Origin of the sequence: Inquilinus sp. YAF38, assembly GCF_052113205.1 — a bacterium.
Classification (GTDB): Bacteria; Pseudomonadota; Alphaproteobacteria; order DSM-16000; family Inquilinaceae; genus Inquilinus.
The window spans coordinates 106,498-132,160 of record NZ_JBFRCU010000010.1 but is presented as its reverse complement, the minus strand read 5'-3'; the positions used below and the strand labels follow the sequence as shown (position 1 = coordinate 132,160).

19 protein-coding genes are annotated in these 25,663 nt (G+C 68.7%); 5 read left to right on the top strand and 14 right to left on the bottom strand.

The window, feature by feature from the left end; all coding sequences use genetic code 11:
* Window positions 1-136: 136 nt before the first annotated feature.
* Window positions 137-1,438 carry an MFS transporter gene (locus AB4Z01_RS07075; protein ID WP_441691974.1) on the bottom strand — a complete coding sequence of 434 codons (1,302 nt, stop codon included), beginning with the start codon at window positions 1,436-1,438 and terminating at the stop codon, window positions 137-139.
* A gap of 50 nt (window positions 1,439-1,488) precedes the next feature.
* Window positions 1,489-2,010: a 2,4'-dihydroxyacetophenone dioxygenase family protein gene (locus AB4Z01_RS07070; protein ID WP_441691972.1), complete on the bottom strand. Its 522-nt coding sequence runs from the start codon at window positions 2,008-2,010 to the stop codon at window positions 1,489-1,491.
* Window positions 2,011-2,352: 342 nt separating this feature from the next.
* On the opposite strand from AB4Z01_RS07070, the gene AB4Z01_RS07065 reads away from it, so the two are divergent.
* Entirely contained in the window at window positions 2,353-3,840 is a 1,488-nt protein-coding gene (locus tag AB4Z01_RS07065; protein ID WP_441691970.1) for a calcium-binding protein, read from the top strand.
* 159 nt (window positions 3,841-3,999) lie between these two features.
* Here the strand turns inward: AB4Z01_RS07065 and AB4Z01_RS07060 are convergent, their stop codons facing one another.
* Window positions 4,000-4,290 (bottom strand): hypothetical protein, encoded by a 291-nt coding sequence (locus AB4Z01_RS07060; RefSeq protein ID WP_441691968.1) that lies wholly within the window; start codon window positions 4,288-4,290, stop codon window positions 4,000-4,002.
* Between the two features lie 662 nt (window positions 4,291-4,952).
* Between AB4Z01_RS07060 and AB4Z01_RS07055 the strand changes: the two genes are divergently transcribed.
* Together AB4Z01_RS07055 and AB4Z01_RS07050 are read left to right on the top strand one after the other, a co-directional pair.
* Complete coding sequence (locus tag AB4Z01_RS07055; protein ID WP_441691967.1) at window positions 4,953-8,126, top strand: efflux RND transporter permease subunit; 3,174 nt, start codon at window positions 4,953-4,955, stop codon at window positions 8,124-8,126.
* Between the two features lie 5 nt (window positions 8,127-8,131).
* Window positions 8,132-9,439 (top strand): efflux RND transporter periplasmic adaptor subunit, encoded by a 1,308-nt coding sequence (locus AB4Z01_RS07050; protein ID WP_441691965.1) that lies wholly within the window; start codon window positions 8,132-8,134, stop codon window positions 9,437-9,439.
* Between the two features lie 41 nt (window positions 9,440-9,480).
* Here AB4Z01_RS07050 and AB4Z01_RS07045 read toward each other — a convergent pair whose 3' ends face one another.
* The 3 genes from AB4Z01_RS07045 to AB4Z01_RS07035 all read right to left on the bottom strand — a co-directional run bounded on the left by AB4Z01_RS07045 (window position 9,481) and on the right by AB4Z01_RS07035 (window position 13,598).
* Window positions 9,481-9,609, bottom strand: a complete 129-nt coding sequence (locus AB4Z01_RS07045; RefSeq protein ID WP_441691963.1) for a hypothetical protein — start codon at window positions 9,607-9,609, stop codon at window positions 9,481-9,483.
* Between the two features lie 255 nt (window positions 9,610-9,864).
* On the bottom strand, window positions 9,865-12,324 hold the full coding sequence (locus AB4Z01_RS07040) for a calcium-binding protein (protein WP_441691961.1): 2,460 nt from the start codon (window positions 12,322-12,324) through the stop codon (window positions 9,865-9,867).
* Between the two features lie 146 nt (window positions 12,325-12,470).
* Window positions 12,471-13,598 carry an ABC transporter substrate-binding protein gene (locus AB4Z01_RS07035; RefSeq protein ID WP_441691960.1) on the bottom strand — a complete coding sequence of 376 codons (1,128 nt, stop codon included), beginning with the start codon at window positions 13,596-13,598 and terminating at the stop codon, window positions 12,471-12,473.
* A 161-nt stretch (window positions 13,599-13,759) separates the two neighbouring features.
* Between AB4Z01_RS07035 and AB4Z01_RS07030 the strand changes: the two genes are divergently transcribed.
* The gene (locus tag AB4Z01_RS07030; RefSeq protein ID WP_441691959.1) at window positions 13,760-13,909 is read left to right on the top strand and encodes a hypothetical protein; all 150 of its coding nucleotides are present in this window, start codon (window positions 13,760-13,762) and stop codon (window positions 13,907-13,909) included.
* On the opposite strand, the gene AB4Z01_RS07025 is transcribed toward AB4Z01_RS07030, so the two are convergent.
* The 6 genes from AB4Z01_RS07025 to AB4Z01_RS07000 form a co-directional block, all read right to left on the bottom strand.
* On the bottom strand, window positions 13,906-17,316 hold the full coding sequence (locus AB4Z01_RS07025; RefSeq protein ID WP_441691957.1) for a DUF4781 domain-containing protein: 3,411 nt from the start codon (window positions 17,314-17,316) through the stop codon (window positions 13,906-13,908). The two genes, AB4Z01_RS07030 and AB4Z01_RS07025, sit on opposite strands and share 4 nt — an antisense overlap.
* 76 nt (window positions 17,317-17,392) lie before the next feature.
* Window positions 17,393-17,788 carry a hypothetical protein gene (locus AB4Z01_RS07020; RefSeq protein WP_441691955.1) on the bottom strand — a complete coding sequence of 132 codons (396 nt, stop codon included), beginning with the start codon at window positions 17,786-17,788 and terminating at the stop codon, window positions 17,393-17,395.
* Window positions 17,789-17,885: 97 nt separating this feature from the next.
* Complete coding sequence (locus AB4Z01_RS07015; protein ID WP_441691954.1) at window positions 17,886-19,271, bottom strand: amidase; 1,386 nt, start codon at window positions 19,269-19,271, stop codon at window positions 17,886-17,888.
* A gap of 113 nt (window positions 19,272-19,384) precedes the next feature.
* Complete coding sequence (locus tag AB4Z01_RS07010; protein ID WP_441691952.1) at window positions 19,385-20,893, bottom strand: tripartite tricarboxylate transporter permease; 1,509 nt, start codon at window positions 20,891-20,893, stop codon at window positions 19,385-19,387.
* A 7-nt stretch (window positions 20,894-20,900) separates the two neighbouring features.
* Entirely contained in the window at window positions 20,901-21,362 is a 462-nt protein-coding gene (locus AB4Z01_RS07005; RefSeq protein WP_441691950.1) for a tripartite tricarboxylate transporter TctB family protein, read from the bottom strand.
* Window positions 21,363-21,402: 40 nt separating this feature from the next.
* Window positions 21,403-22,386: a tripartite tricarboxylate transporter substrate binding protein BugD gene (locus AB4Z01_RS07000; protein ID WP_441691949.1), complete on the bottom strand. Its 984-nt coding sequence runs from the start codon at window positions 22,384-22,386 to the stop codon at window positions 21,403-21,405.
* Window positions 22,387-22,528: 142 nt separating this feature from the next.
* Here AB4Z01_RS07000 and nudC point away from each other — a divergent pair, with 142 nt between their 5' ends.
* Window positions 22,529-23,443, top strand: a complete 915-nt coding sequence (nudC, locus tag AB4Z01_RS06995; protein ID WP_441691948.1) for an NAD(+) diphosphatase — start codon at window positions 22,529-22,531, stop codon at window positions 23,441-23,443.
* A gap of 556 nt (window positions 23,444-23,999) precedes the next feature.
* Here the strand turns inward: nudC and AB4Z01_RS06990 are convergent.
* On the bottom strand, window positions 24,000-24,854 hold the full coding sequence (locus AB4Z01_RS06990) for a prephenate dehydratase (RefSeq protein WP_441691947.1): 855 nt from the start codon (window positions 24,852-24,854) through the stop codon (window positions 24,000-24,002).
* Window positions 24,851-25,603 (bottom strand): 3-deoxy-manno-octulosonate cytidylyltransferase, encoded by a 753-nt coding sequence (locus AB4Z01_RS06985; protein WP_441691945.1) that lies wholly within the window; start codon window positions 25,601-25,603, stop codon window positions 24,851-24,853. The genes AB4Z01_RS06990 and AB4Z01_RS06985 overlap by 4 nt, the downstream gene beginning before the upstream one ends.
* Between the last annotated feature and the right edge of the window lie 60 nt (window positions 25,604-25,663).

Here is a 25,663-nt window from a genome sequence, read left to right as displayed (position 1 = left end):
CCCGCGGCCGGGGCCAAGCCGGCGGCAGTCACGGTCGCCCCCAGCCGCGCCAGCTCGGCCGCGATGGCGGCGCCGATGCCCTGGGTGCCGCCGGAGACGAGCGCCGTGCGGCCGGCGAAAAGGTCGGGCTGGAAGGTCATGCGAAACTCCCCTCCGGGGTTGCCGCCGCCCGATCCTCGATCGGCTTCCGCACCAGCACCACCAGCGCCAGCGCGCCGACGCAGGCGACGGCGGCGCTGATCAGCAGCGCATTGACGAAGGAGCCGGTCTGGTCGAGCACGAAGCCGGTGACGATCGGCGCGAAGGAGCCGGCGAAATAGCCGCCGAAATTCTGGATGCTGCCGAGCGATGCCACCTGGCGCGACGGCGCCGCGGCGGTGACCAGCATCCAGGCGGTCGAGCTGGCGTAGTTGATGCAGAACATGGCCAGCGAGATGTAGACCACGGCCAGGGTCAGGCTCGGCGTATAGGCCGCCGGCAGGGTGAAGACCGCGCCGCCGACCAGCCCCGCCGCCATGGGCCATTTGCGGCTGGCGATCGCCCCGACGCCGCGGGCCAGGAGGACATCCGCCACCTTGCCGGAGCACAGCATGCCGAGCGCGCCGAAGATGTAGGGGATGACCACCACCCAGCCGGTGCGGGCGATGCTGAGATGCCGCTCATGCTCCAGATAACCGGGCAGCCAGGTCAGGTACAGCCAGACCATGTAGACCACGCCCATGAAGCCGATGACCATGCCCCAGGTGGTGAGATTGCCGAACAGGCCGGCCCAGTCGGCGAAGCTCTGCCGCGGCCTGGGCTGCGCCGGGCGTTCATCGTCCAGGAAGGAGCGTTCGGCCTCGCTCAGCGGCGTCTCGCTGCGGTTGCGGTAGATCAGATACCAGCCGATGGCGACGATCAGGCCCAGCACGCCCATCAGGACAAACATCGGGCGCCAGCCGAAGCCCAGCATGATCGCGGTCAGGATCGGCGGCGCGATGGCGGGGCCGATGCAGGAGGAGGCGACGAAGATCCCGGTCGGCACGCCGCGCTCGCGCAGCAGGAACCATTCGCTGATCACCTTGGCCCCGGCCGGGAATTGCGGCGCCTCGCCGATTCCGAGCACGGCCCGGGTGCCGATCAGCTGGCCCAGCGACTGCGCCAGCCCGCCGGCCAGCTGCGCCAGCGACCAGAAGAACATGCCGGCGCTGAGCATGATGCGGGCGCCGAAGCGGTCGAGCATCGCCCCGACCGGCAGCTGCGAGAAGGCATAGGCCCAGGAGAAGGCGGAGAGCAGCAGCCCCATCTGCGTGCCGGACAGGCCGAGCTCGCCGGAGATGTCGTGATTGGCGATCGAGAGGGTGCTGCGGTCGAGATAGTTGACGATGCCGGCCGCGGTCAGGAAGGCGACGGCGATCCACTGGATCCGGCGGATCCGCGGCGGCTTGCCGGATGACATGAGACGATTTCCTCGGAACTCGGGATTTTCTGGCTTCTCGGGCGGCGCGATCAGCGCAGGAACTGATCGACGTAATCCACGCCCAGGCCCACTTCGGTGTAGTGCTTGCGGCACATGTCCAGCTTGGTGAACACGTCCTCGTAGCCGATGTGCTTGCCCCAGGGGTCGACGTAGTACATGACGCCGTTGACCTGGAAAAAGGTGATCATCTCCTCGACATGCTCGTCGACCACCAGGGTGTGGGTCTCGCCCGGCGGCTCGAACACGTAGCTGCCCTCGGTGGCGACCCAATCATGCTCCAGGTAGCGCCAACTGCCCTTCAGCACGAAGCCGTGCACCGGACCGGGATGGCGGTGGCGGCTGAGCACGCCGGCCTTGCGAACCCGCAGCAGGTTCATCCAGTAACCGCTCGAGATGTTGAGGCAGAGCGGCCGGAACCAGACATTCTCGGCCTGCGGCACCCAGACCCGCTCGTCCTGCGGCACGGCATGGGGCACGACGATGTCCCGCAGTGCCTCGGGCGGGTTCGGATACTGGTAGGGCATCCGCTTGGTGTCGGCGTCGGCAGGCATGACGCTTTCCTCCAGTTTGTCCATATTGTGGACGTTCTATCCATTTTGTGGACAGACACTGGACTCGCTCCTGCCGGCCTGTCAATAGCCTGACAAGGCGTCTCCTAGGAGCGATCAGCGGAGGCGGTGCCGGAGCGATTTCCGCTGGATTCCGGTGCCAAGGTCGCGTTTTCTCTCATCCGGAGATGCTGCTGCGGAGGTCATAGCTCTCGACCGGCAGGCTGATGTGCCTGGGCCGGTGGCGTCGGTCACCCGGCGCTCCAAAGCATCTCACCCCCATTCCGATTTCATGCAGACCCGTGACGCCGTCGCGGGTCGCGAATCGTTGCGGAGATCATCAGGATGGCGAATTTCACCGGCACTGCGGGTGCCGATTTCTACCCCGGCACGGCCGATGCCGACACGGTCAGCGGGCTGGGCGGCAACGATGTGCTCAATGGCGCCGGCGGCAATGACACGGTCAATGGCGACGACGGGGACGACCTCGTCACCGGAGATGCCGGGGACGATGCTCTTCACGGTGGGGCGGACCAGGACGTTCTCGGCGGCGGGGAGGGCAACGATACCCTTAACGGCGATGACGGTAATGACACCCTCAACGGCGGCGTCGGTGCCGACATGCTCAATGGCGGCAGCGGCAACGATTTCGTCGATTACTTCGACTCGCCGGCTGGCGTGACCATCGACCTCGAATCCGGCGCTGCCGGGATCGGCGGCCATGCCGCCGGGGACATGTATTCGGGCATTGAGTATCTCAACGGCAGCAACTTCGCCGACGTGCTGCGGGGCGACGCGGGCAACAACCAGCTCTGGGGCTGGGACGGCGACGATGTCCTGTCGGCCGCAGGGGGCGACGACCTCGTCAATGCCGGCGCCGGCGCCGACCGTCTCGCCGGCGATGCCGGCAATGATGCCCTGAACGGGTCGGACGGCGACGACCAGCTCGTCGGCGGCACCGGTGCCGACGCCCTCAATGGTGGGGTCGGCACCGACCTCGCCGATTACAACCTCTCCACCGCGGCCGTGACGGTCAATCTCGCGGCCGGCACCGGTGTCGGCGGAGATGCTGAAGGCGACACGCTGCAGTTGATCGAGTCCCTCACCGGCTCCGCCTTCGGCGACCGCCTCACCGGCAGCACGGGTGCCAATGTGCTCGATGGCGGCGCCGGCGACGACCGGCTCGTCGGCGGGGCGGGCAACGATCGGATCGATGGCGGCGATGGCAACGACACCATCGAGGCCGGGGCTGGGGCCGACATCATCGCCGGCGGGGCCGGCGTCGACACCGCGTCCTACAGCGGTTCTGCCGGAGCCGTGACCATCAGCCTCCAGGCCGGTACGGGCTTCGGCGGCGACGCCGAGGGCGACGCGCTGACCGGGGTCGAGCAGGTGGTCGGCTCCGCCTTCGCCGACAATCTGGGCGGCGACGCCGGCAACAACACCCTCTGGGGCGGCGCCGGAAACGATGTGATCGCCGGCGGGGCCGGAGCCGACACGCTCAAGGGCGGCGCCGGCAACGACATCTTCGTCTACAGCGCCATTGCCGACAGCACCGTGGCCGCGTCGGGCAAGGACGCGATCACGGATTTCACCACCGGCGACCGGATCGACCTCTCCGGCATCGACGCCGACGGCAGCGCGGCCAATGGCGACACCGCCTTCACCTTCGGCACCGGCGGCTTCACCGGTACGGCGGGCGAGCTGCGGGTGGTCGATTTCGGCGACGGCCGACAGGGCGTCTATCTCGACGTTAGCGGCGATAAGACCCAGGATTCGATCATCACGGTCTATTCCGACCACACTCTGACCGCGGCGGATTTTTTGCTTTAGCTCCGACCCGGACACCCAGCCAGCTATGCTGCCCCTTCCAGGATGAGCCAGATGTGCCGGTCGSACGGAGGCGAGGCGCTACAGAATGAAATCGGCGACGACGAGGCCGACGGTGCCGTTCAGCACGATATGGAGGTCGGATACGCCGCCGCGAACGCGTTACAGGCCACCTGGCAGCGACGTATTCGGCATCAGCGAGGTGTTCGGCGCCCCCATGGTTTGCGCCTGGCGCGGGGCCGGGATCGGAGTCGCCCGAAATGGCGCCGGCTGCGGCGGCGGCGTGATCCTCATATGCGGCCGCGTGGAGTGACCGACGAGCGGCCGCGAACCGATACCGTCGGCGCAGGACGTGCCGACGGCATTCTGGCTGACGATGCATTGCGCCATGGCGGCCGGTGCGGTCGCAATGGTCAGGCTGGCGGCCAGCGCCAGACGGATCCATGTGTTCATGTCTGCTATATTTGCACCGCTCGACCCGCTTCCAATGCATCCGTGGGCAGTGCGATGTTGCGCCGCTGGGATCAGTCGAAGATCGAGCGCTTCTGCTGATTTCCGATGCTCGCATCTTTGGAGTCCTCGCAGCCGACAAGGGCGCCGAGAAGCTGGTCCGGCGCAGCCGGAGGTCAGCCCGGCACGGCGCGGCTGACCCGGCGGTTGCGGTGCCGACGCCTCCGCTTGGACGATGTCTCCGCTCTCGTCTTACCAGCTTAGCGACGAATACTTCCCGCCAAGCTTCCGCCCGAGGTCCATGATGATCTTCCGCATGGCTGAATGGACAAAAACACAGGGACGGGCGAACCGAGGCACCACATATGAGCAAGGTCACAGCCGCAGCGGCACCGACCAGTTCCGGAAGGGKGAGCTGGCTCCGATGCCCGCGGACGTGCCGGGCCCGGCACGGGTGACCAACGCCCAAGGCACCATCACGAATTCGCTTCGCCTCGTTTGACCGGAGGTCGGCACAGCTGTGCCGGCATGACCGGACAGCACGCCGCCGATCGATCGGTGCCGGCAGGGCGGCAGCGGGTTTCGAGCCCAGCGCGACCATCCCGGCCGCGTTGCCCTTCCTGCTGGTGCCGCGGCACCGCAGCTCGATCCGAGGATTCCTGGCCGTGGGTATCGTCCGCTTCGCCCTGCGCTATCCCTACACCTTCTACGTCATAGCCCTCCTGGCCCTGCTTCTCGGCATCAGCGCCATTGTCGTGACGCCCCGCGACGTGCTGCCATCCGTCAACGTGCCGGTGGTGACGGTGATCTGGCAGTACACCGGCCTGACACCGCAGGAGATGGAGCAGCGCGTCACCACCTACGGCGAATATTACATCAGCTCGAACGTCAGCAATATCCGCAACATGGAGAGCCAGACACTGGAAGGTCTCTCCGTCACCAAGATCTATTTTCAGCCGAACGTGAACATCGATCTGGCGATCAGCCAGATCGTGTCGGCGACGAACACCGCAAGGGCGTTGATGCCGACCGGCATCCAGCCGCCGGTCGTGGTGCAGTTCAACGCCACCAGCGTGCCGGTGCTGCAGCTCAGCCTGACCTCGGACACGCTGAACGAGCAGCAGCTCTACGATTACGGCCTGTATCAGATGCGCCAGGCCCTGGCGCCGATCCCCGGCATCACCCTGCCGACACCGTCCGGTGGCCGTTATCGCGAGATCATGGTCGATCTCGACCCCGACAAGCTGCGCGCCTATGGCATTACCCCTGCGGACGTGGTCAACGCAGTCAATGCCCAGTCGCTGACGCTGCCCGCGGGCGACGCCAAGCTGGGCACCCAGCAGTTCATCGTCCATCTGAACGGCATGGCGCCGACGCTGGACGCGCTCGAGGATGTGCCGATCCGCCAGACCGGCGCCACGACGGTGTTCCTGCATGATGTGGCGCATGTCCACAACGGCTGGCAGGTGCAGTCGAACATCGTCCGGGCCAACGGCCAGCGCTCCGTGCTGCTGACCATCATCAAGAATGGCGATGCCTCGACGCTCGACGTCGTCAACCGGGTCAAGGCCGCGCTGCCGGCGATTCAGGCGGCGGCGCCGCCCGGCCTCAAGATCGGCCTGCTGTTCGATCAGTCGACCTTCGTCCAGGATTCGATCGACAGCGTGCTGCGGGAAGGCGCCATCGCGGCTGGCCTGACCGCGCTGATGATCCTCATCTTCCTCGGGTCCTGGCGGGCGACCATCGTCGTCATGGTGTCGATCCCGCTGTCGATCCTGACCTCGATCGCGGTGCTGTCGGCGCTCGGCGAAACGCTCAACATCATGACACTCGGCGGCATGGCGCTGGCGGTCGGCATCCTGGTCGACGACAGCACGGTGACGATCGAGAACACCTACCGCATGCTGGAGGAGCGAAGGCCCTTCGACGACGCGGTGCTGGAGGGCGCGGCCGGCATCGCCCTGCCGACCCTGATCTCGACCTCTGCGATCTGCTGCGTCTTCGTTGCCGTGTTCTTCATGCAGGGCGCGATCCGCTACATCTTCACGCCGCTGGCCTTGGCCGTGGTCTTCGCCATGATCGCCTCCTACGGCCTGTCGCGCACGCTGACGCCGATCATCATCCGGCTGCTGCTGCGCGGCGAGCACAGCCGGCGCGAGGCCGGCAAGACCACGGCGCTGTCCCGCGCCCATGCGGCCTTCGACCGCCAGTTCAACCGGTTCCGCGAGTTCTACGCCTGGCTGCTGGCCGRCATCATCCGCCGCCGCGCGATCACGCTGGGCGTCGCGCTGGCGGTGCTGGCGGGCGCCGGCGGGCTGTTCACCATGCTGGGGCACGATTTCTTCCCCGCGGTCGACGCCGGCATGATCCAGTTGCACGTCCGCCTGCCGCCACGCACCCGGATCGAGACCGCCGCCGAGGAGTTCAGCCGGATCGAGGACGTGATCCGGGGGCAGATCCCGCAGCAGGATCTCGGCCTGGTGATCGACAACATCGGCCTGCCGCAGCGCTCCTACAACCTGGCCTTCACCGACGGCACCGAGATCGGCCCCAATGACGGCGTGATCCAGCTCCAGCTCAACCCCGGCCACCGGCCGACCGAGCAGTACGTCCAGGCGCTGCGGCGCCAGCTGCCGGTCCAGTTCCCGGATGCGCTGTTCTACGTCCAGCCGTCGGACATCGTCACCCAGGTGCTGAACTTCGGCGTGCCGAGCCAGATCGACGTGCAGATCGCCGGCCGCAACGTCGCCGGCAACCAGGCCATGGCCCAGACGCTGCGCGACCGGCTGGCCGCCATCCCCGGCCTGGTCGACGTGCATGTGCAGCAGGAACTGAAGGCGCCGGAGCTCGACTACACGGTCGACCGCACCCGGGCGCAGCAGCTGGGGCTGAACATGACCCAGGTGGCCAATGACGTGAACATCAGCCTCAGCTCGTCGACCCAGGTGCAGCCGAACTTCTGGACCGACCCGACGACGGGCATCGCCTACTACCTCGCCGTCCAGACGCCGGAGTACCGCGTCGCCAGCCTGAACGACCTGAACAACACGCCGATCGGCGCCGCCACCACCGCGGATGGCGGCGTGGTGCCGAACTTGCTGGGCAACATCGCGGCGCCGCACCGCGCCGGGGTGCAGTCGGTGTTCAACCAAAGCAACATCCAGGAGGTCTACGACGTCTACGCCAGCGTCGACGCGAAGGACCTCGGCCGAGTGGCAACCCAGATCCGGTCCATGGTCGGCGATGCGCAGAAGACCCTGCAGCCCGGCAACACCATCGCGATCCGCGGCCAGATCAGCAGCATGGACTCCGCCTTCCGGGATCTCGGCCTCGGCCTGACCTTCGCCGCCATAGCCGTGTACCTGTTGATGGTGGTGAACTATCAGAGCTTCCGCGACCCGCTGGCGGTGCTGCTGGCCCTGCCCGGCGCCATGAGCGGCATCATCCTGATGCTGTTCGTGACCGGCACCAGTTTGAGCGTGCCGTCGCTGATGGGCGCGATCATGGCGGTGGGCGTGGCCTCGGCGAACTCGATCCTGCTGGTCACCTTCGCCCGCGATCAGAGCCGGGCCGGGCACCCGCCCTTCGAGGCCGCGCTTTCCGCGGGCGTCACCCGGCTGCGGCCGGTGCTGATGACTGCGGCGGCCATGGTCGTCGGCATGCTGCCGATGGCGATCGGCGGCCCCGGCGAGGAGCAGAACGCTGCCCTGGCCCGGGCCGTGATCGGCGGCGTCAGCGCCGGCACCCTGACCACACTTCTGTTCGTGCCCTTCCTCTACGCCCTGATCGCCGGCCTGGGATCCAGGCGGCAGCGGCCCCTCTCCCCCGTCGCGGAGTGACCATCTTGGACCACCGTCCCATCGACAGCCCCACCGGCCACACGGAGCAGAACACCGCTCCTCCGGCTGGCCCGACACCAGGGCGGCGGCGGATCGCGCGAKTCCTCGGGCTGACGTCGATCGTCGCGATCGGCGGGGCGGTCGGCTTTGGCCTGTGGAGTCGCAGCGTGCTCGACGCCCAGGCGACGACCGTGCGCAACGAGATCCGTGACGATCGGCCGATCGTTCGCACGGTCGCCGTTACCATGGTGCAGGGCCCGAAGATCGACGAGCTGCCGGGCACCACCGACGCCTTCACCAGCACCGTGGTGAACGCCCGCGCGACCGGTTACATCGCCACCCGCAACGTCGACATCGGCAGCCATGTCAAGGCGGGCGACGTCATGGCCGTGATCGCGGCGCCTGATCTGGACCAGCAACTGGGCCAGGCGACGGCGCAGCTTGCCCAGACCCAGGCGACCCTGGCGCAGGACCGGGCCAATGAGCACCTCGCGGTGGTCACCAACCAGCGCACCACGCGGCTGGTGCAGCAGGGCTGGGCCAGCAAGGAGCAGGGCGACACCGACAGCTCCAGCCAGGCCGCCACCACCGCAGCCGTCGCCGCGGCCCAAGCCAGTATCGTCGCCCAGCAGGCCGATGTAGCGCGGCTCCAGCAGTTGACCGGCTTCGAGAGGGTGGTGGCCCCGTTCGACGGGGTTGTCGCCAGCCGCAACTTCGACGTCGGCACACTCGTGACCGCGGATAGTGCCTCCGGCACACCGCTGCTGTCGCTGGTGCAGACCAGCACGCTGCGGATTCAGATCTTCGTGCCGCAGGAGGACTACTTCGCGCTCAAGGATGGTGAGGATGCCGAGGTGACGGTGCCGCAGCTGCCCGGCCGGGTCTTCCATGGCCGCGTCGCCCGCACCGCCGGCTCTTTGCAGCCAGGCACCAGGACGCTGCTGGCCGAGGTCGATGTCGACAACTCCGATGGGGCACTCACCGCCGGGTTGTACTGCGTCGTCCGGCTGGCGATCCCGCGGCCCAGCCCCGTGATCGTGCTGCCGTCGCAGGCGGTCATCTTCGACGAGCACGGACTTTCGGCCGCCGTGTACTCGAACGGAGCACTGCAGTTGCACCATCTCGACGTGCTGGCCGATAACGGCGCCAGCCTCGACATCCGGGCCGGGCTGAACGACGGCGATCAGGTGGTCCTGAACCCGCCCGTGAACATACGCGACGGTATGCGCGTGCAGGTTGCGGCGACACAGCCATCCGAGGGCGAGCATGCCGCTGATCAACAGTCATCCGGCTCTCGAAAAACGTCGGGCTGATCATTGCGTGCAGGTCTCGAACCCAGTGGACCGGGTCTGCATCAGCCCGCCGCCTGCGGACCAGCCGCGCCGAAGCGGGCGTCCCGCTCCTCGTCTCCGAGCGACACCAGGCGGCCGGCGGCGGCATTCCCGCGCCGGATGGCATCCTCCAGCCCCAGGCCGCTGGCCAAGGCGGCGGCGAGCCGGGCCCGGTGAAAGGTCTTCGGGAAGGCGGCGAGCAGGGGGGTGCAGACCCGCCCCWCCCCCAGCCCCCGATGCTAGAAGCGGAACCGACCACCCTCACCCCGGCGTGAGCGAGACCCAATAGCCGGCCGGTCCTCCGCCGGCAGGAAATGCTCGTGGAAGGTGCGGAACATGCAGCATTCGCCGCTGTTGCCGCCGGTGCGGTCAATCATCACCTGCGGCCGCGGCACCGATGCCCGGTGCTACAGCACAAAGTCGGCGGCGACGAGGCCGACGGCACCGGTGAGCTGGATGTGGAAATCGGAGACGCCGTCGCCGTTGACATCACCGGCGATGGTCGTGACGCCGGGGCCGGTGACGGCGGCGCGCAGTTGGCCCGCATGATGGGTGAAGGCACCGCTGCCGATGAAGCTGAAGGCCTGGTTGCCGGTGGCGGCCGAATTGGCGTCGAGCGCTGACAGATCGATCCGGTCGCCCTGGGCCCGGCTGAAGTCGGTGATCCGGTCGGCGTTGGCGCCCGTGACGCTGTCGCCCGTCGCGGCGAAGGCGAAGCGGTCGCCGCCGCTGCCGCCGGTCAGCGTGTCCTTGCCGGCGCCGCCGCGGAGCACGTCGCTGCCGTCATAGCCGTTGAGCGCATTGGCGCCGGCGCTGCCGATCAGGGTGTCCCCGGCCTTGCCGCCGTTGACGTTCTCGATCCCGATCAGGATGTCGCCCTGGGCGTTGCCGCCGGTGCCCGTGCCGGTGGCGAGATTCACCGTCACGCCGGTTGTCTCGCCCCAATAGGTCGCGGTGTCGATGCCGGCGCCACCGTCGAGGCGATCCGCCCCGGCGCCGCCGCGGAGCACGTCGCTGCCGTTCCAGCCTTGCAGCGTGTTGGCGCCGGCATTGCCGGCGAGGGTGTCGCTGGCCTGGCCGCCCGAGACATTCTCGATCGAGGCCAGCCTGTCGCCCTGGGCCTCGCCGCCGGCGCCCTGGCCAGTGGAGAGATCCACCGAGATTCCAACCGTGCCGGTGTAGTAGCTGGCCGTGTCGATGCCCACGCCGCCATCGAGCCGGTCGGCCCCGGCGCCGCCGCGGAGCACGTCGTTGCCGTTCCAGCCCTGCAGGGTGTTGGCGCCGGCGTTGCCGGTGAGGGTGTCGCCGGCCTGGCTGCCCGAAACATTCTCGATCGAGACCAGCCGGTCACCCTGGGCCTCGCCGCCGGTGCCCTTGCCGGTGGCGAGATCCACCGTCACGCCGACCGTGGCGGTGTAGTAGCTGACGGTGTCGCTGCCGGCGCCGCCATCGAGCCAGTCGGCCCCGGCGCCGCCAGGAAGCACGTCGTTGCCGCCGTCACCCGTCAGGATATCGTCGCCGCTATTCCCGACCAGCTGATCGTTGCCGGCGAGGCCCAAGATGCGCTCGCTGCCGCTGCCGCCTTGCAGCAGATCGGCGGCAGCGGAGCCGGTCAGCGTCGCGACCGTGACGCCGGAGAACACGCGGCCGCCGATCCCGTCGTCGTCGCCGTCGAGATCCTCGCTCTCATAGGCCACGAAGAACCCGCCGGTCTCCAGCGCCGTGACCGACGGCCATTCCTGGTTGCCGACATAGGACTGGTTGATCAGGAAGTTGCCGCCGACCTTGCGCCCGTCCTCGAAGAAGTACTGGCCGAACACCTCCTTGAAATGCTGGTCCGGAAGCGGCCATGCGTCCGGCGGCCACTGGTCCCAGACCACGGCGAAGCCGCCGCCCGCCAGGCCGACCACGCTCGAATGGTCCGGGATCTCGCCGTCGAAGGTGTTGATCTGGAACGTCGCCGTCTCGGGCCGGCCGTCGGCCGAGAAGATCCGGCCGTAGAGACGGAAGGCGGTGTCGCCGTCCGGCTGGGCGTCGAGAACCGTCTCCACCCAGGTCGCGACGAAGCGGCCGCCGGTGAGCGCCGCGACGGAAATATCCGTGCTGGCGAGCGCGAAGCCTTGGTTGGGACCGTCGGTCTCGGGTGCCAGACCGAGTTCCGCCGTGACCGGCCGGCCGTCGGGGCCGAGGATGCGCGCGCGCAGATCCGATGGGATTCCGTACGGGCTCTGGCTGCCGTATTCGCTTTCCCAGATGGTGACGATATTGCCGTTGGAGAGCTGCGTCGCCCGCACGTCGTGCTGGTCGCCGAAGGTCCGCTGGTTGAGCTGGAACACGGCGTCGATGGGCAAACCGGCCGCCGAAAAGCTCCGGGCGAAGGAGTTGTCGCCATGAAACGCCGGCTCGCCGTCGGCGGTCCCTTCCCGCGACCAGATGACGGTGTAGCCGCCATTCGCGCGGGAGACGATCTCGGGGGCGAAGTAATAGTCGTCGGTGGGCTGGTTGACCTTCTGGATCGCGCTGACGCGGTTGCCGTTGTCGTCATAGACGGCGGTGTAGATGTCGGCCCGCTCCAGGACCGAATCGGGGCTGCCTTCCCACACCGCCGCGAAGCCGCCGCCCGCGAGCGCCTCGATCCGGGCATGGTTGGCGATGAGCGCGAGGTCCGACAGGATCTTCTCGTTGCCGACCGGCGTGCCATCGGGGCGGAACACCTGAGCCGCGGCGTATTGGACATCCTCGTCCAGATACGGCGAGTCCCAGATGACGACGACATTGCCGTTGGCCAGCGTCGTGACATCCGGATTGTCCTGCCAGGCGCCGTTCCAGGTGTTGACGACGAATTCGGGTGTGACGGGTCCCGGCATGAGCTCAACCCTCCTCGATTCGATGCCGCCCTGGGCGGCCGTGGCACGCTCCGGCACTTCAGCCTTATATTCTCCCTGCCATGCAATCTACGGGCGGCCGGTGGCGTTTTCATGACATGGGGCGATCGTCATAGGATTATCGGCCCTCATCCCGGCGTCAGCGAGACCCAATAGCCCGGCCGGTACTCCACCGGCAGGAAGCGTTCGTGAAAGGTGCGGAAGGTGGCGTCCGGGTCGAGATCGGCAAACAGCTCCGGATGCAGCCATTTCGCCAGTGCCTGGATCGCCACGAACTGGTAGGGGCTGTCGTAGAACTGGTGCCAGATCGCGTGCACCCGGCCGGTCTCAGTCGCCGGGATGGTGGTGAAGGCCGGGCGCTGCATCAGCGCCTGCAGCCGCGCGCGGCTGACGTCGCGGTCGGCGCCGGGGCCGACGCCGACCCAGGCGCCGGCGGTCTCGTACAGCGTCCAGTTGCTGCCGGTGACGATCACCACATCCGGCTTCGACGCGACGATCTGCTCCGGGTTCAGCGTGCCGAAGGTGCCGGGGATCAGGTCGCGGGCGATGTTGTCGCCGCCGGCGACCGAGATCATCCGGCCGAAATTCTCGTCGCCGAAGGACATGCAGYATTCGTCGCTGTAGCCGCCGGCGCGGTCGATCATCACCTGCGGCCGCGGCCCGGCATAGGATGCGAGCCGGGCGGTAACCTTCTCGATCTCGGCGCGGCGGAAGGCGATCACCTCTTCCGCCCGCTGCCCGCGCCCGATCACCTGGCCGAGGATGCGGATGCTCTTCTCCGCATTCTCGAAGGGCCGCTCGCGGAAATCGATGAACACCACCGGGATGCCGACGGCGGCGAGCTTGTCGATCAGCCCGCCCTCGTCGGTCGCCAGCTTCGATTCGAGGTTCATCACCACCAGGTCGGGATGCAGCGACAGCGCCTGCTCGACGTCGAAGGTGCCCTCCTTGGCGCCGCCGAAGCGCGGCAGGTCGGCGATGAAGGGGTACTTTTCGCGATAGATCTCATAGCCGTCGCGGTCGGCCTTCTCGAGATCGTCGCGCCAGCCGACGACGCGCTGGAACGGCGCCTCGGTGTCGAGCGCCGCCAGCAGATAGATCTGCCGCCCCTCGCCCAGGATGATCCGCTTCGCCTCGGCCGGGACCTGCACGCTGCGGCCGGCGACGTCCTCCACCGTCCGGGTCTCGGCCGCCGACGCCGCGGCGGTGGCGAACAGAAGGGCGGCCGCGAGGCCGAGGGAGCGCCGGGAGATCATGGAGGCAGATCCGGAATGATGGTTACGTCAGTCAATTCAATGAACGATATGAGAGTGATTATCAATCTCTATGCGACCGCTTTCGGTGGCCGTTGGCCGCAACCGCTGAGCCAGCTATCCCGGCGAAGGGGCGTCCGCCGGTGGTCTCGGAGGTTGCATCGATGGCGGCTCGTCTCAGCGTGTCGGTGGTCCCGGCCTTTTTCTTCGGCCTGGTCGCGACCGGCATCGTCCGGCTGGCGCTGCGGCGCAAGCTCGTCGCCAAGGCGGTCGTCATCCCCTTCGGCCGGGTGAAGCCGACCAGCCTGGCCTAGTTCGGCGGTTGGCTGAGATTGACCTCGGCCGTATCGATGAGGTCGTCGATCTCCCGCAGATTGGTGGCCTGCTGGCGTCGGCCATCATCGTCCAACCCCTGCTTCATGCCGACCGGGTCGGCAATGACGAAGCGGCCATCCTTGTCGATCAGGAACTGCAGGTCGGCGATGGCGACATCCTTTTCGATCAGCAGACTGCGGATCGCCTTCAGGCTCGAGATGCTGTTCTGGTTCAGCAGCGTGACGCTGAGCGGCTGACCGCTGGCATCCATCCGGGTGTCGAGATCCCGGTCGTTGGCGACATAGCGGTCCTGCAGGAAGGCCTTCTGTCCGTTGAAGTCGAACTCGGCCTGGTTCCTCGCGATCGGGAAGCCGAGGCGGTCGAGCTTGGCAAGAGTGGCCTGCTGATGCTCGGGGTCGGAATAGGCTTCGCCCGGCCGGGGCACCTCGGGCTCCAGATCCTTGTAGACGACGATCACATGGTCGTCGCCGAAGGCGAAGGCGGTCTTCTCGACCCCGGTCCCGAGGACCTTACCGAGATTGGTCTCGGGATCGATCGCCCGGCGCCGGCCCTGGTCATCGACCGAGAATGTCCGTCCGTTCTCGACCTCGATCCTGCCGCTCGGCCCCTGGGGCGTGGTCTTCCGATGGAAGACGTTCCACAAATTGCGGTCTCGCGACCCGGTCACATAGACATCGACGCCGCTATAGTCGGCCACGCGTTGCGCGAAGGCATTCGCTTCGGCGCTCGGCTGCGCGATGTTCAGGACGATCGGATGGTCCGCATACTCCCGCTCGAGCAGCGATTTCGTGAACAGCTCCGGAACAGTGAACCGGTTGCCCGCGGCGTCCACCACATGGCCGGCGTCATCGGCGGCGGCGAGGTGAGCGACGTTGACGGACTTGATGTTCTTGTCGCGGAGAAGCCCATCGAGCGACCGGAGCCGGGCGCGCCCGATGCTGCCGTCATCCGCCGGCAGGCGGCCACCGACCCAGATCCGGTCCATGTCGACCCGGGGGAACGGCACCTTCTGCGTTCGGGGGGAGCTGCCGTCCTCCCCGGGACGCAGGTCGAGCGTCCGGGATGGAACCCGGCCGCCCCGGGCCCCGTCGCCGGGCGGCGTGGGCGGCGGCGCCTCTCCCTCCGGACGTGGAGCCGATGCGGACGGGTCGGACGGTGTCGCTTCGCCGTCGGGCCGCGAGGTCGATCCGGGCGGGTCGGCTGGCGCGCCGGTGCGCGGCTGGAATGCCTGCCGCGCCATGGCACCGGCCGAGACGGTCCAGAACGCCATGCCCAGCCCCATCTCGAAGCGCTGGGCCGGGTCGAGGTCGTTCCAGTCCTTGACCAGGGTGTATCCGGTGTTGCCGGCGGCCGCCGTATCCGCCCCGATCGCGGTGCCGTTGGCGACGGCCCAGACCCCGGGCATGGTCACGTCCTGGCCGGTCCGGGCCAGGAAGGCGGCGCGGCCGAGCGGGAGACCGCTCAGCACGCCGGCCGCGATGTTGAAATAGGCGGCCCTCGCCTGCGGATCGCCGAGATCGTTGGGCAGGCCGATGTCGCCGCGCTCGGCCAGGGTCTGCGCGCCGCGGCCCACGGTCCACGCTCCGGCGGCGATCATCACCACCGGGGCGGCGGTGCCCCCGCTGCCGATCATCATCGCCCCGCCGGCCAGCAGGCCGCCGACCAGGGCGAACATGTCGCCGGCCTCCAGCAGCTGTTCGCCGATCGTGTCCGGCGTCTTCGGCGTGTTGCGGCTGTCCAGCGCCACCTTGCCGTCCGGACCCGGCTTCAGCTCGCCGCCCTTGGGATAGGTGACGTTTCCGGGCGGCAGCTGGTTCTTCTCGGTCCATTTGCCGAAGCTGTCGTACCGCGCGCCCAGATTGTCGACGAACCAGGCCTTGCCGTCCTTCCCCTCGACCCGGAAGAGCGGCAGTTGCACCGGCCCGGTCTGGCGGCTGGAATACTGGATCGGCAGCACCGTGACCCGGGCGGTGTCGCCGCCCAGATCCCGGATCGTGGCGGTGATCTTCCGCACCGTCTCGGCGTTGTCGCCGGTGGTATAGAAGGAATGCTCGCCCCGGGCGGCCGCGTCCGTCAGCTGCTTCAGCTTGTCCGGCGGCGTGTCGGCGGAGACGCCTTCGGGCGGCAGGTTCATCGCCTGGCCGACCCGGTTGTCGAGCTGGGTGCCGTGCAGCTCCTCCGGGATGCCGACACCGCTGCCGCCGCCGAGGCGGTCGGCGGCCGCTTCGGGAGTCTGCCGGCTGGCCGCGAGCGCCCGGTCCGCGCTGTCCTGGGCGATCGGGGTGGCGATCAGCGGGCTGGCCCAGGGATCGAAGCCGTCGCGCGACAGGCGGGCGGCCGTGATCTCCGGAGTCTGCAGCACCACGGCCAGCGCCTGGGCCCGGCGCTCCGGCCCGACCTTGTCCTCGCCGAGAACGGCGTTCGGCGGCGTCAGCAGCGACCGGCCGATCGGCGTCGACAGCAGGTCGCCAATCCGCTGCGCCTCCTGCTGCTGCCGCTGCGAATCCTGCGGGAACAGCCCGCGGGCGAGGGCCTTGGCCATCGGCATCGACAGGTCCGTGCCTTGGCCGTAGCGCTGCTCCTGGGTGGTCGAGAAGGCGCTGGTGGCGAAGGCCCAGCCGCTGTCGGTGAACGGCCCGGCGTTGAGGGCCTCGAGCGTCGCCGACGCATATTCGGTCTCGAGACCGGGCGAGGACAGCGATTCCGCCAGCCCTGCCGCCTTGGACGGCCCCAGCTTCTCGACCAGCTGCCGCAGGGCGGCCTGCTGCGCCGCGTCGGTCTTACGGCCCGGCTCGACATGCAGCGCGACGATGGCGGCGCCGCCGATGTCGACCGCATCCCCATTGCGGTCCGACGGCGGCTTGCGGCGCTGCTCCGCCTCTAGGGCCGCGGCCTTGACGGCGCAGCGCTCGGCCACCAGCGGCCCCAGGGTCCCGTCGCCGCGGACGTCCCGCGCCAGGTCCCGCGGCGAGGAGTAGGTCTCGCCCTCGCGGACCCATTTGTCGAGCGCCCTGTCGACCAGATAGCGCCGTTCGTCCCCGGTCAGCCCGCCGAGCTCGGAGTTTCCGCGCAGCGCATGCGCAACCTTGTCGTGGGAATCGTCCTTCCAGGGCCAGAAGCTGTCATCCGCGCCGCCGACCCAGTCGTCGATGCTGCGGCGCCGGTCATCGGCAATGGTCTTGGCCGGGTCCGTCAGCCCCGGCGGCGGCTTCGGTGGATCTTCGGGGCGAGCTTGCGCAGCGGCGCCCTGGGTTCCCGATGCGGGGTCGCCTTCCTTGCGGACGGCGTCGACCACATCCGCGAAGCGGACCGGGCTGTTCTGCTGGGGGCGCTCCGCGCGCCGCACGGGCGGCAAGCCGCCGTAACGCTCTGCAGGCAAGACCATGACAGCGCCCCCTCCCCAAAAAAGGACGAGCCGGAACCGAAAGACGGCCCTCAGGCCACCGGCGCGAGGCCGGTGACTATGGCCGCCCGACCTTGGCCTGCGCCGCCGCGAGCAGCAGGTCGATCAGCGCGACCTGATCCTGCGGCGGCGGCCGGCCTTCCCACACCGCGCCGGGATCCGACAGAACGACCGCCCCGTCCGACCGGATCAGGAGGTTGAGCCGGCCCACGGCGATCGGCGTCTCCAGCATGACCGCCCGGATGCGCGACAGGCTGGCCACGCTGGTCTCGCTCAGCAGCCGGTCGTCGACGACCGACTGGTTGCGCACGATGTCGGCGCTGCTGCCGGAATACCGCTCGAAGATGATGGCCGGCTGGCCATGGACCATGGTCTTGCCGACGACCGCGGCCRTCGGCAGCCCCTTGGCCGCAAGGGTCTCCAGCATGGCGATCTCACGGTCCGCCCGATCCATGTCCCCTCTCGACGTCAGGCCGCCCGGCAGCGGCGCCGGCCGCATGTCCGGCAGTAGGAACGGATGACCGCTCCAGGATGTTCCAGGAATCGGCGCCTTACAAGACCGGCCAGGGCCGCTGCGGGCCGCGGCGGTCCTCATAGGCCTGGGCCAGGCGCAGCACGCCGAGGTCGTCGAAGCGGCGGCCAACGATCTGCAGCCCGACCGGTGCTCCCGCTGCCGTATAGCCGCAGTTGATCGACACCGCCGGCTGCTCCGACATGTTCCAGGCCACAGTGTAGCCGATATGCTCGAACGGCTTGCCCGGGTCGTTCAGCGGCGACGCCCACTCCGCCGGGAAGCGGGCGACCGGCGCGGTCGGCGACAGCACGAAGTCCCATGAGCTGAACACTCTGGCCGCGGCCTTGCGGATCGCCATGGTCTGGTTGAAGCCGCGGATCACGGCGAGGCCGGAGCGCTGCGCGCCCGATTCCGCCCAGGCGCGGATATAGGGCAGGATCTTCGCTCGGCCCTCCTCCGGCAGCTTCTCGACATCGTCCCAGGCCCGGGCCCGCCAGAAATCGTCGAGCCCGTCCAGCATCTCCCGGGTCAGGATCGCCGGCACCGGCTCGACCACGGCGCCGGCCGCCTCGAACAGCCGGGCGGCGGCGGTCACCGCCTGCCCCACCTCCGGGTCCAGCGCCATGCCGGCGCCGATCTCCATCATCAGGCCGATGCGCAGCCCTTTCGGGTCGATGGTGAGGTCGGACCAGTCGATCGCCGCTGGCGGCAGGCTCATGCCGTCGCGCCCGTCCGGCCGCGACAGCACCGACATCGCCAGGACCGTGTCGGCGACGGTGCGGGTCATCGGCCCGGCGACGCGGCCGACATAGGGCGGGTCGATCGGGATTCGCCCCAGGCTGGGCTTCAGTCCGACGATGCCGCACCAGCCGGCCGGCAGCCGGATCGACCCGCCGATATCGGTGCCGATGTGGATCGGCCCGTAGCCGGCGGCGGCCGCCACCCCCGCCCCGGCGCTGGAGCCACCCGGATTGGTCGACAGGTCCCAGGGGTTGCGCGCCAGCTTGTGGAAGCTGGAGAGGCCGGAGGACAGCATGCCGAAATCCGGCATGGTGGTCTTCGCCAGGATCACGGCGCCGGATTCGCGCAGCCGGGCCGCGGGCGGCGCATCCTCGTCTGCCGGCACCAGCAGCGTCGCGGCGGTGCCGACCGGCACCGGCACGCCCTTCGTCGCGATGTTCTCCTTGATCGTCACCGGCACGCCGTCGACCGGGCCCAGCGGCCGGCCGTCGGCCCAGCGCCTGGCTGAATCCGCCGCGGCGGCGCGGGCAGCGGCCGCATCGAGCGCCCACAGGGCCTGCAGCTTCGGCTCCCAGGCCTCGATCCGCTGCAGCACCGCCTCGGCCACCTCGACCGGCGACAGGCTGCGGTCGCGGTAGCGGGCGACGAGATCGACGGCGGAGAAATCGGCAGGCGAGGTCATGCGTCACCGCTGAGCAGGAAGACGGTCTCTCAGATAACCGGAAATCCGGCGCCCGACCAAGCCGAATGGCCGGACATTTCCTCTCGGTATGGAAGGTTGTGGCGGAGGCGCCGCTAACCCGGCTCCTCCTGGAACGCCTCCTCGCGCTTGCGCCGGATTGCCGGGCTGATCATCACCACCAGCACCCCCAAGGTCAGCACCAGCAGCACGGCGCTGATCGGCCGGGTGACGAAGACCGTCACGTCGCCGCGCGCCAGCAGCATGGCGCGGCGCAGGTTCTCCTCCATCATCGGCCCCAGGATGAAGCCGAGCAGCAGCGGCGCCGGCTCGCAGTCCAGCTTCACCAGGATGTACCCGACCAGGCCGAAGACCACGGTCAGATAGACGTCGAAGACGTTGTTGTTGAGGCTGTAGACGCCGATGCAGCAGAACGCCAGGATCGCCGGGAACAGCAGGTGGTACGGCACCTTCAAGAGCCGCACCCAGATGCCGATCAGCGGCAGGTTCAGCACGATCAGGAAGAAGTTGCCGATCCACATCGAGGCGATCAGGCCCCAGAACAGTTCGGGCTGCTCGGTCATCACCAGTGGGCCCGGCTGGATGCCCTTGATGATCATGGCGCCGACCATCAGCGCCATGACCGGCGTCGGGGGGATGCCGAGCGTCAGCATCGGGATGAAGGAGGTCTGGGCGCCGGCGTTGTTGGCCGATTCCGGCCCGGCGACGCCCTCGATCGCGCCCTTGCCGAAATCCTGCGGCCGGCGGGAGATCTTCTTCTCCAGCGAATAGGCGGCGAAAGAGGACAGGATCGACCCGCCGCCCGGCAGGATGCCAAGGATCGAGCCCAGCGCGGTGCCGCGCAGGATCGCCKGGGCCATGCGGCGCAGCTCCTGCCGCGTCGGCATCAGCCCCGAGACCTTGCTGACCATGACGTCGCGCAGATGCTCGGCCTCGAGGTTGCGGATGATCTCGGCGATGCCGAACAGGCCCATCGAGATGGCGACGAAGTTGATGCCCTGCGACAGCTCTGGGATGCCGAAGGTGTAGCGCGGCGTGCCGGTCTCGACATCCTGCCCGACCATGCCGAGCAGCAGGCCGAGCGCGATCATGCCGAGCGCCTTCAGCACCGAGCCATGCGCCAAGGCAACCGAGGCGACCAAGCCCAGTATCATCAGCGAGAAGTATTCGGCCGGGCCGAATTTGAGCGCGATGGCGGCCAGCGGCGGCGCGAACAGAGCGATCAGGAACGTCGCCACCGTGCCGGCGAAGAAGGAGCCGATGCCGGCGGCGGCCAGGGCGGCGCCCGCCCGGCCCTGCTTGGCCATCTGATAGCCGTCGATGGCGGTGACCACCGAGGCCGATTCGCCCGGCAGGTTGATCAGGATCGCCGTCGTCGAGCCGCCATATTGCGAGCCGTAATAGATGCCGGCCAGCATGATCAGGGCGGCGATCGGCGGCAGCACGAAGGTGGCCGGCAGCAGCATGGCGATGGTCGCGGTCGGGCCGAGGCCCGGCAGCACCCCGACCAGCGTGCCGAGCAGCACGCCGACGAAGCAGTAGCTGAGGTTGGTCAGCGTGAAGGCGACGCTGAAGCCGAGGATCAGGTTGTTCAGAAGGTCCATCGTCGCCTCAGTTCCCGAACCAGCGGCCGAAGAGGGGGATCGGCAGGCCGAGCCCCCAGACGAAGACGGCGACGCAGAAGGCGGCCATGACCACCGCCGCCGCCGCCGCGACCGGCACCCGGAACTTGACGCTGGCGGCGGCGCCGACGAAGACCACCACCAGCACCGAGACGACCAGACCGCCGCCGCGCAGCAGCAGCCCGAACAGCAGCATCGCTGCCAGCACGATCGCACCACCGCGCCAGGCCAATTGCCCGACGCCCTCCCCCTCCAGCACGAAGGAGCGCACCAGGGTGATCAGCCCGATCAGGGCCAGGATCCCGGCCAGCACGGTCGGGAAATAGCCCGGCCCCATCTTGATGGCGCGGCCCATGGAGTAGCCCTGGGCCATCCAGCCGAAGCCGATCGCCAGGGCCAGGAAGATCAGCCCGGACCAGAAGTCCTTGGGATGACGGATGGAGAGGCGCATCGCGACTCCTGAGTCCGGGGTTGGAACGGGAGACGCGAGCTCAGTCGGCGTAGACGCCGGCCGCCGTGATCACCGGCGCCCATTTGGCGATCTCGGCCTTGAGATAGGCATCAAGCGCCGCCGGGGTGGCCTGGTCGAGCGGCACCGGCTCGGTGCCGAGATCGGCGAAGCGGGTGACCACGTTCGGATCCTTCAGCGCGGCCTGCAGCGCGGCCTCGAGCTTGTCGACCACCGGCTGCGGCGTGCCCTTGGGCGCGTAGAGCCCGTGCCAGATGCCGATCCTGAAGTCGGGCAGCCCGGCCTCGGTGGTGGTCGGCACATCGGGCAGCGACGGCACGCGCTTCTCGGTGGTGACGGCGTAGACCTTGATCTTGCCGCCCTTGATCTGGCTGGTGGTGTTGGTGGTCTGGTCGCACATGAAGTCGAACACGCCGCCCAGCAGGTCGTTCATCGCCGGGCCGGTGCCCTTGTAGGCGACGGTCGTCAGCTGCGTGCCGATCGCATTCATGAACAGCATGCCGCAGAGATGCGAAGCCGAGCCGACGCCGGCATTGGCGATCGTCACCTTGTCCTTGTTGGCCTTGGCGTATTCCACCAGCTCCTGCATCGACTTGGCTTCGAAGTCGCCGCGGGCGACGAAGGTCATCGGCACGTCGGTGACCAGGCCGATGCCGGCGAAGGCGTCGCCCGGCTTGTAGTCGAGGTTGCGGTACAGCGTGGCGCTGGTGGCCTGGCCGATATGGTGCAGCAGGATAGTGTAGCCGTCGGGGTCGGCCTTGGCGACGCGGGACGCGCCGATGGTGCCGCCGGCGCCGCCGACATTCTCGACGATCACCTGCTGGCCGAGCGTCTTACTCATCGGCTCGGCGATCAGCCGCGCCACCGTGTCGGTCGGCCCGCCGGCGGCGAAGGGCACGACCATGGTGATGACGCGGTTCGGATAATCCTGGGCAGCGGTCGGCAGGGCAAAGGCAATGGCCGTGGCGGCAAGCATGCCGAGGCCGATCCGGCGGCAGAGCTTCATGACGTGACCCCCTTCGTGTCGTCGAACCCGGCCGTTGTCCTGTCGGCCTTCAATTTTATGCAATCTAACCTGTCCTTCCCGGATGGCACAGTTGCTTTTCCAGGCCCTGGCGTGAGGATCGGGGTCGTGGCAGTGTCCCGCCATGCTGCGCCCGAACTTCTACGTCCATCCGTCGCTCGACCGCGCCGGCCGCTTCCGCCGCGATGCCGAGTGGATCGCCCGCGTCACCGTCAGCGAGCACACCCGGATCCTGCCGGTCTGGCAGGGCCGCAACCTGATCGCCGGACCGCCGGAGGCGCCGCATGCCGCCGCCCTGCCGGCCACCGAGGCCTGGTGGCGCGAGGCCGCGGCTGAGGTCGTGATGCTCGGCATCAACGGCGACGTCACCTATCTCGCCGTCGATGTCAGCGGCCTGGCCGACCCGGCCGCCGACCCGATGCTGGCCGGCCTGGGCAGCTTCCTGGACCTGCGCGCGGTCGGGCCGCTGTTGCCGCATGACGAGGGCGCCCTGCTGGCCTATGCCCGCGGCATGATGTGGTGGCATTCGCGCCACCGCTTCTGCGGCGTCTGCGGCCATGCGACGGCCAGCAGCGACGCCGGCCACCRCCGCGACTGCACCAATCCGGACTGCCGCACCCAGCATTTCCCGCGCACCGACCCGGCGGTGATCATGCTGATCCATGATGGCGACCGGGTGCTGCTGGGCCGCCAGAAGGCCTGGCCGCCGGGCATGCATTCGGTGCTGGCCGGGTTCCTCGAGCCGGGCGAGAGCCTGGAGGACACGGTCAAGCGCGAGGTGCTGGAGGAGGCCGGCATCGTCGTCGACGACGTCCGCTACCACTCGAGCCAGCCCTGGCCGTTCCCGCAGTCGCTGATGGTCGGCTTCACCGGCCGCGCCGTCACCACCGATCTCCAGGTCGACGAGGACGAGCTGGAATCGGCTGCCTGGTTCGAGCGCGACTGGCTGCGCCGTCATGTCGACGACGAATCGTTCCGCCTGCCCCGCCGCGACAGCATCGCCCGGCGGCTGCTGGAGGACTGGCTGGCGGAGGGATAGCCCTGCACCTTCCATCTGTCATGCCCGGGGTTGACCCACGGGTGTCCGGCTGAGGGAAATCGCAACTACACCGTGTTATCTTGGGTGATATTCTACTTTATTGTCATCCTCGGGCTTGACCCGAGGATCCAGGGGCTTTCAGAGCGGCTCTCGGTGGCTCTTGGATTGCCGGGTCAAGCCCGGCAATGACATAAGTAAAATCAGCTGACGTGGCTGGTCGCTTCAGCCGATCGCCCCGGGCGAGCCGTCACGCGGCGAGGCGTCGATCATCGAGGGCATCATGCGCATACCCGTCAGCAGAGCCAAAATCCCAACTCTCTGCGCTGGTGCGCCGCGCTGAAGCCGGTGAGGAGATCGTCCTGACCCGGTTCGGCCAGCCCCCGTGGCTCGCCTGGTGCCGGAGGCCAGAAAGCCGACGTCGGCGGAGCGCAGAGCCATTGTCGCGGAGATCATGGCATCGGCGGCTGGTCGGGCAAGCCCTGGCCCCTCCGCTGCCCGAAGCCAGGACTTCCTCTATGATGAACTCGGCCTGCCCAAATGAAGACGACGTCGCCCCTCACTCGTCCGCGGCGATCTGGCTCGGGTCGCGGCGGAAGGGATGGGCCGGGTAGACGCCGAGCATATGGAAGTTGCGGGTGAAGAACTGCAGCTCCTCCAGCGCCAGGCGCAGCGCCTGGTCGTCGGGATGGCCCTCGACATCGGCGTAGAACTGGGTCTGGCTGAACCGGCCGCCCAGCATGTAGCTCTCGAGCTTGGTGATGTTGACGCCGTTGGTGGCGAAGCCGCCCATGGCCTTGTACAGCGCCGCCGGCACCGACCGGACCTCGAACACGAAGCTGGTCATCACCGGGCCGTTGTTCGGCTTCGGCCGGACCGGGTCGCGCGACAGCACGACGAAGCGGGTGGTGTTGTGCTCGGCATCCTCGATGTCGCCGGCGAGGATCTGCAGCTTGTAGATCTCGGCCGCCAGGCGGCTGGAGATGGCGGCGATGCCGGGATCGCCGCGTTCGGCCACCATGCGCGCGGCGCCGGCGGTGTCGGCATGCACCACCGGCTTCAGCCCGCGGGCCCGCAGCCATTGCCGGCACTGACCGAGCGCCTGGACATGGCTGTGCACCTCGCGGATATCGGCCAGCGCCGCGCCGGGCAGCGCGACCAGCTGGTGATTCACCCGCAGGAAATGCTCGCCGATGATGTGCAGCCCGGATTCCGGCAGCAGGTGGTGCATGTCGGCGACCCGGCCGGCGATCGAGTTCTCGATCGGGATCATGCCGACATCGGCCCGGCCGTCATGGATCGCCGCCAGCGCCTCCTCGAAGGACGGGCACGGCACCGTCTCCGCATCCGGGAAGACCTGGCGCGACGCCATGTCGGAATTGGCGCCGGGCCAGCCCTGGAACGAGATCCTCATCGCGCAGTTCCTTCGGCAAGCAGGCGCCGGGCGCGGTCCAGCTCCTCCTGCGTGTCGACGCCGAGCGGCACGGTGTCGACGATGGCGACGTCGATCCGCATCCCGGCGGTCAGCGCCCGCAGCTGCTCCAGCTTCTCGCGCCGCTCCAGCGCCGAGGGCGGCAGCGTGACGTAGCGCTCCAGCGCCGCCCGGCGATAGGCGTAGAGGCCGATATGGTGCAGCAGCGGCCCCTCGCCCGACGGCGCCGTGGTGCGGGTGAAGTAGAAGGCCCGGCCGGTCCGCGCGCCTTCCGTCCGCTCGACGATCGCCTTCACGATGGCGGGGTTGGTCTTCTCCTCCTCGCGCACGATCACCGCGGCCAGCGTGCCGATGTCGACCGCGGGGTCGTCCAGCAGCGCCATCGCCGCCCGCGGCAAGGCGGGGTCCAGCGTCGGCAGGTCGCCCTGGACGTTGACCACGATGTCGTGGCGCCCCTCCGGGTCGATGCTGCGCAGCGCCTGGGCGATGCGGTCGGAGCCCGAGGGCAGGTCCGGGTCGGTCAGCACGGCGGTGCCGCCGGCTGCCTCGATCACGTCGGCGATCGGCCGGTCGCCGCAGGCCACGACCACCGGGCCGAGGCCGGCCGCGACCGACCGGCGCCAGACATGGACGATCATCGGCTCGCCATGGATGTCGGCCAGCGGCTTGTTCGGCAGCCGGGTCGCGGCCAGACGCGCGGGAATGACGACGATGGGATTGGACGAGGTCATGATGCCGCGTCATCCACCCTTGCCGCGACGTCGTCAAGACCGGGCCCGAATCCCGGATCG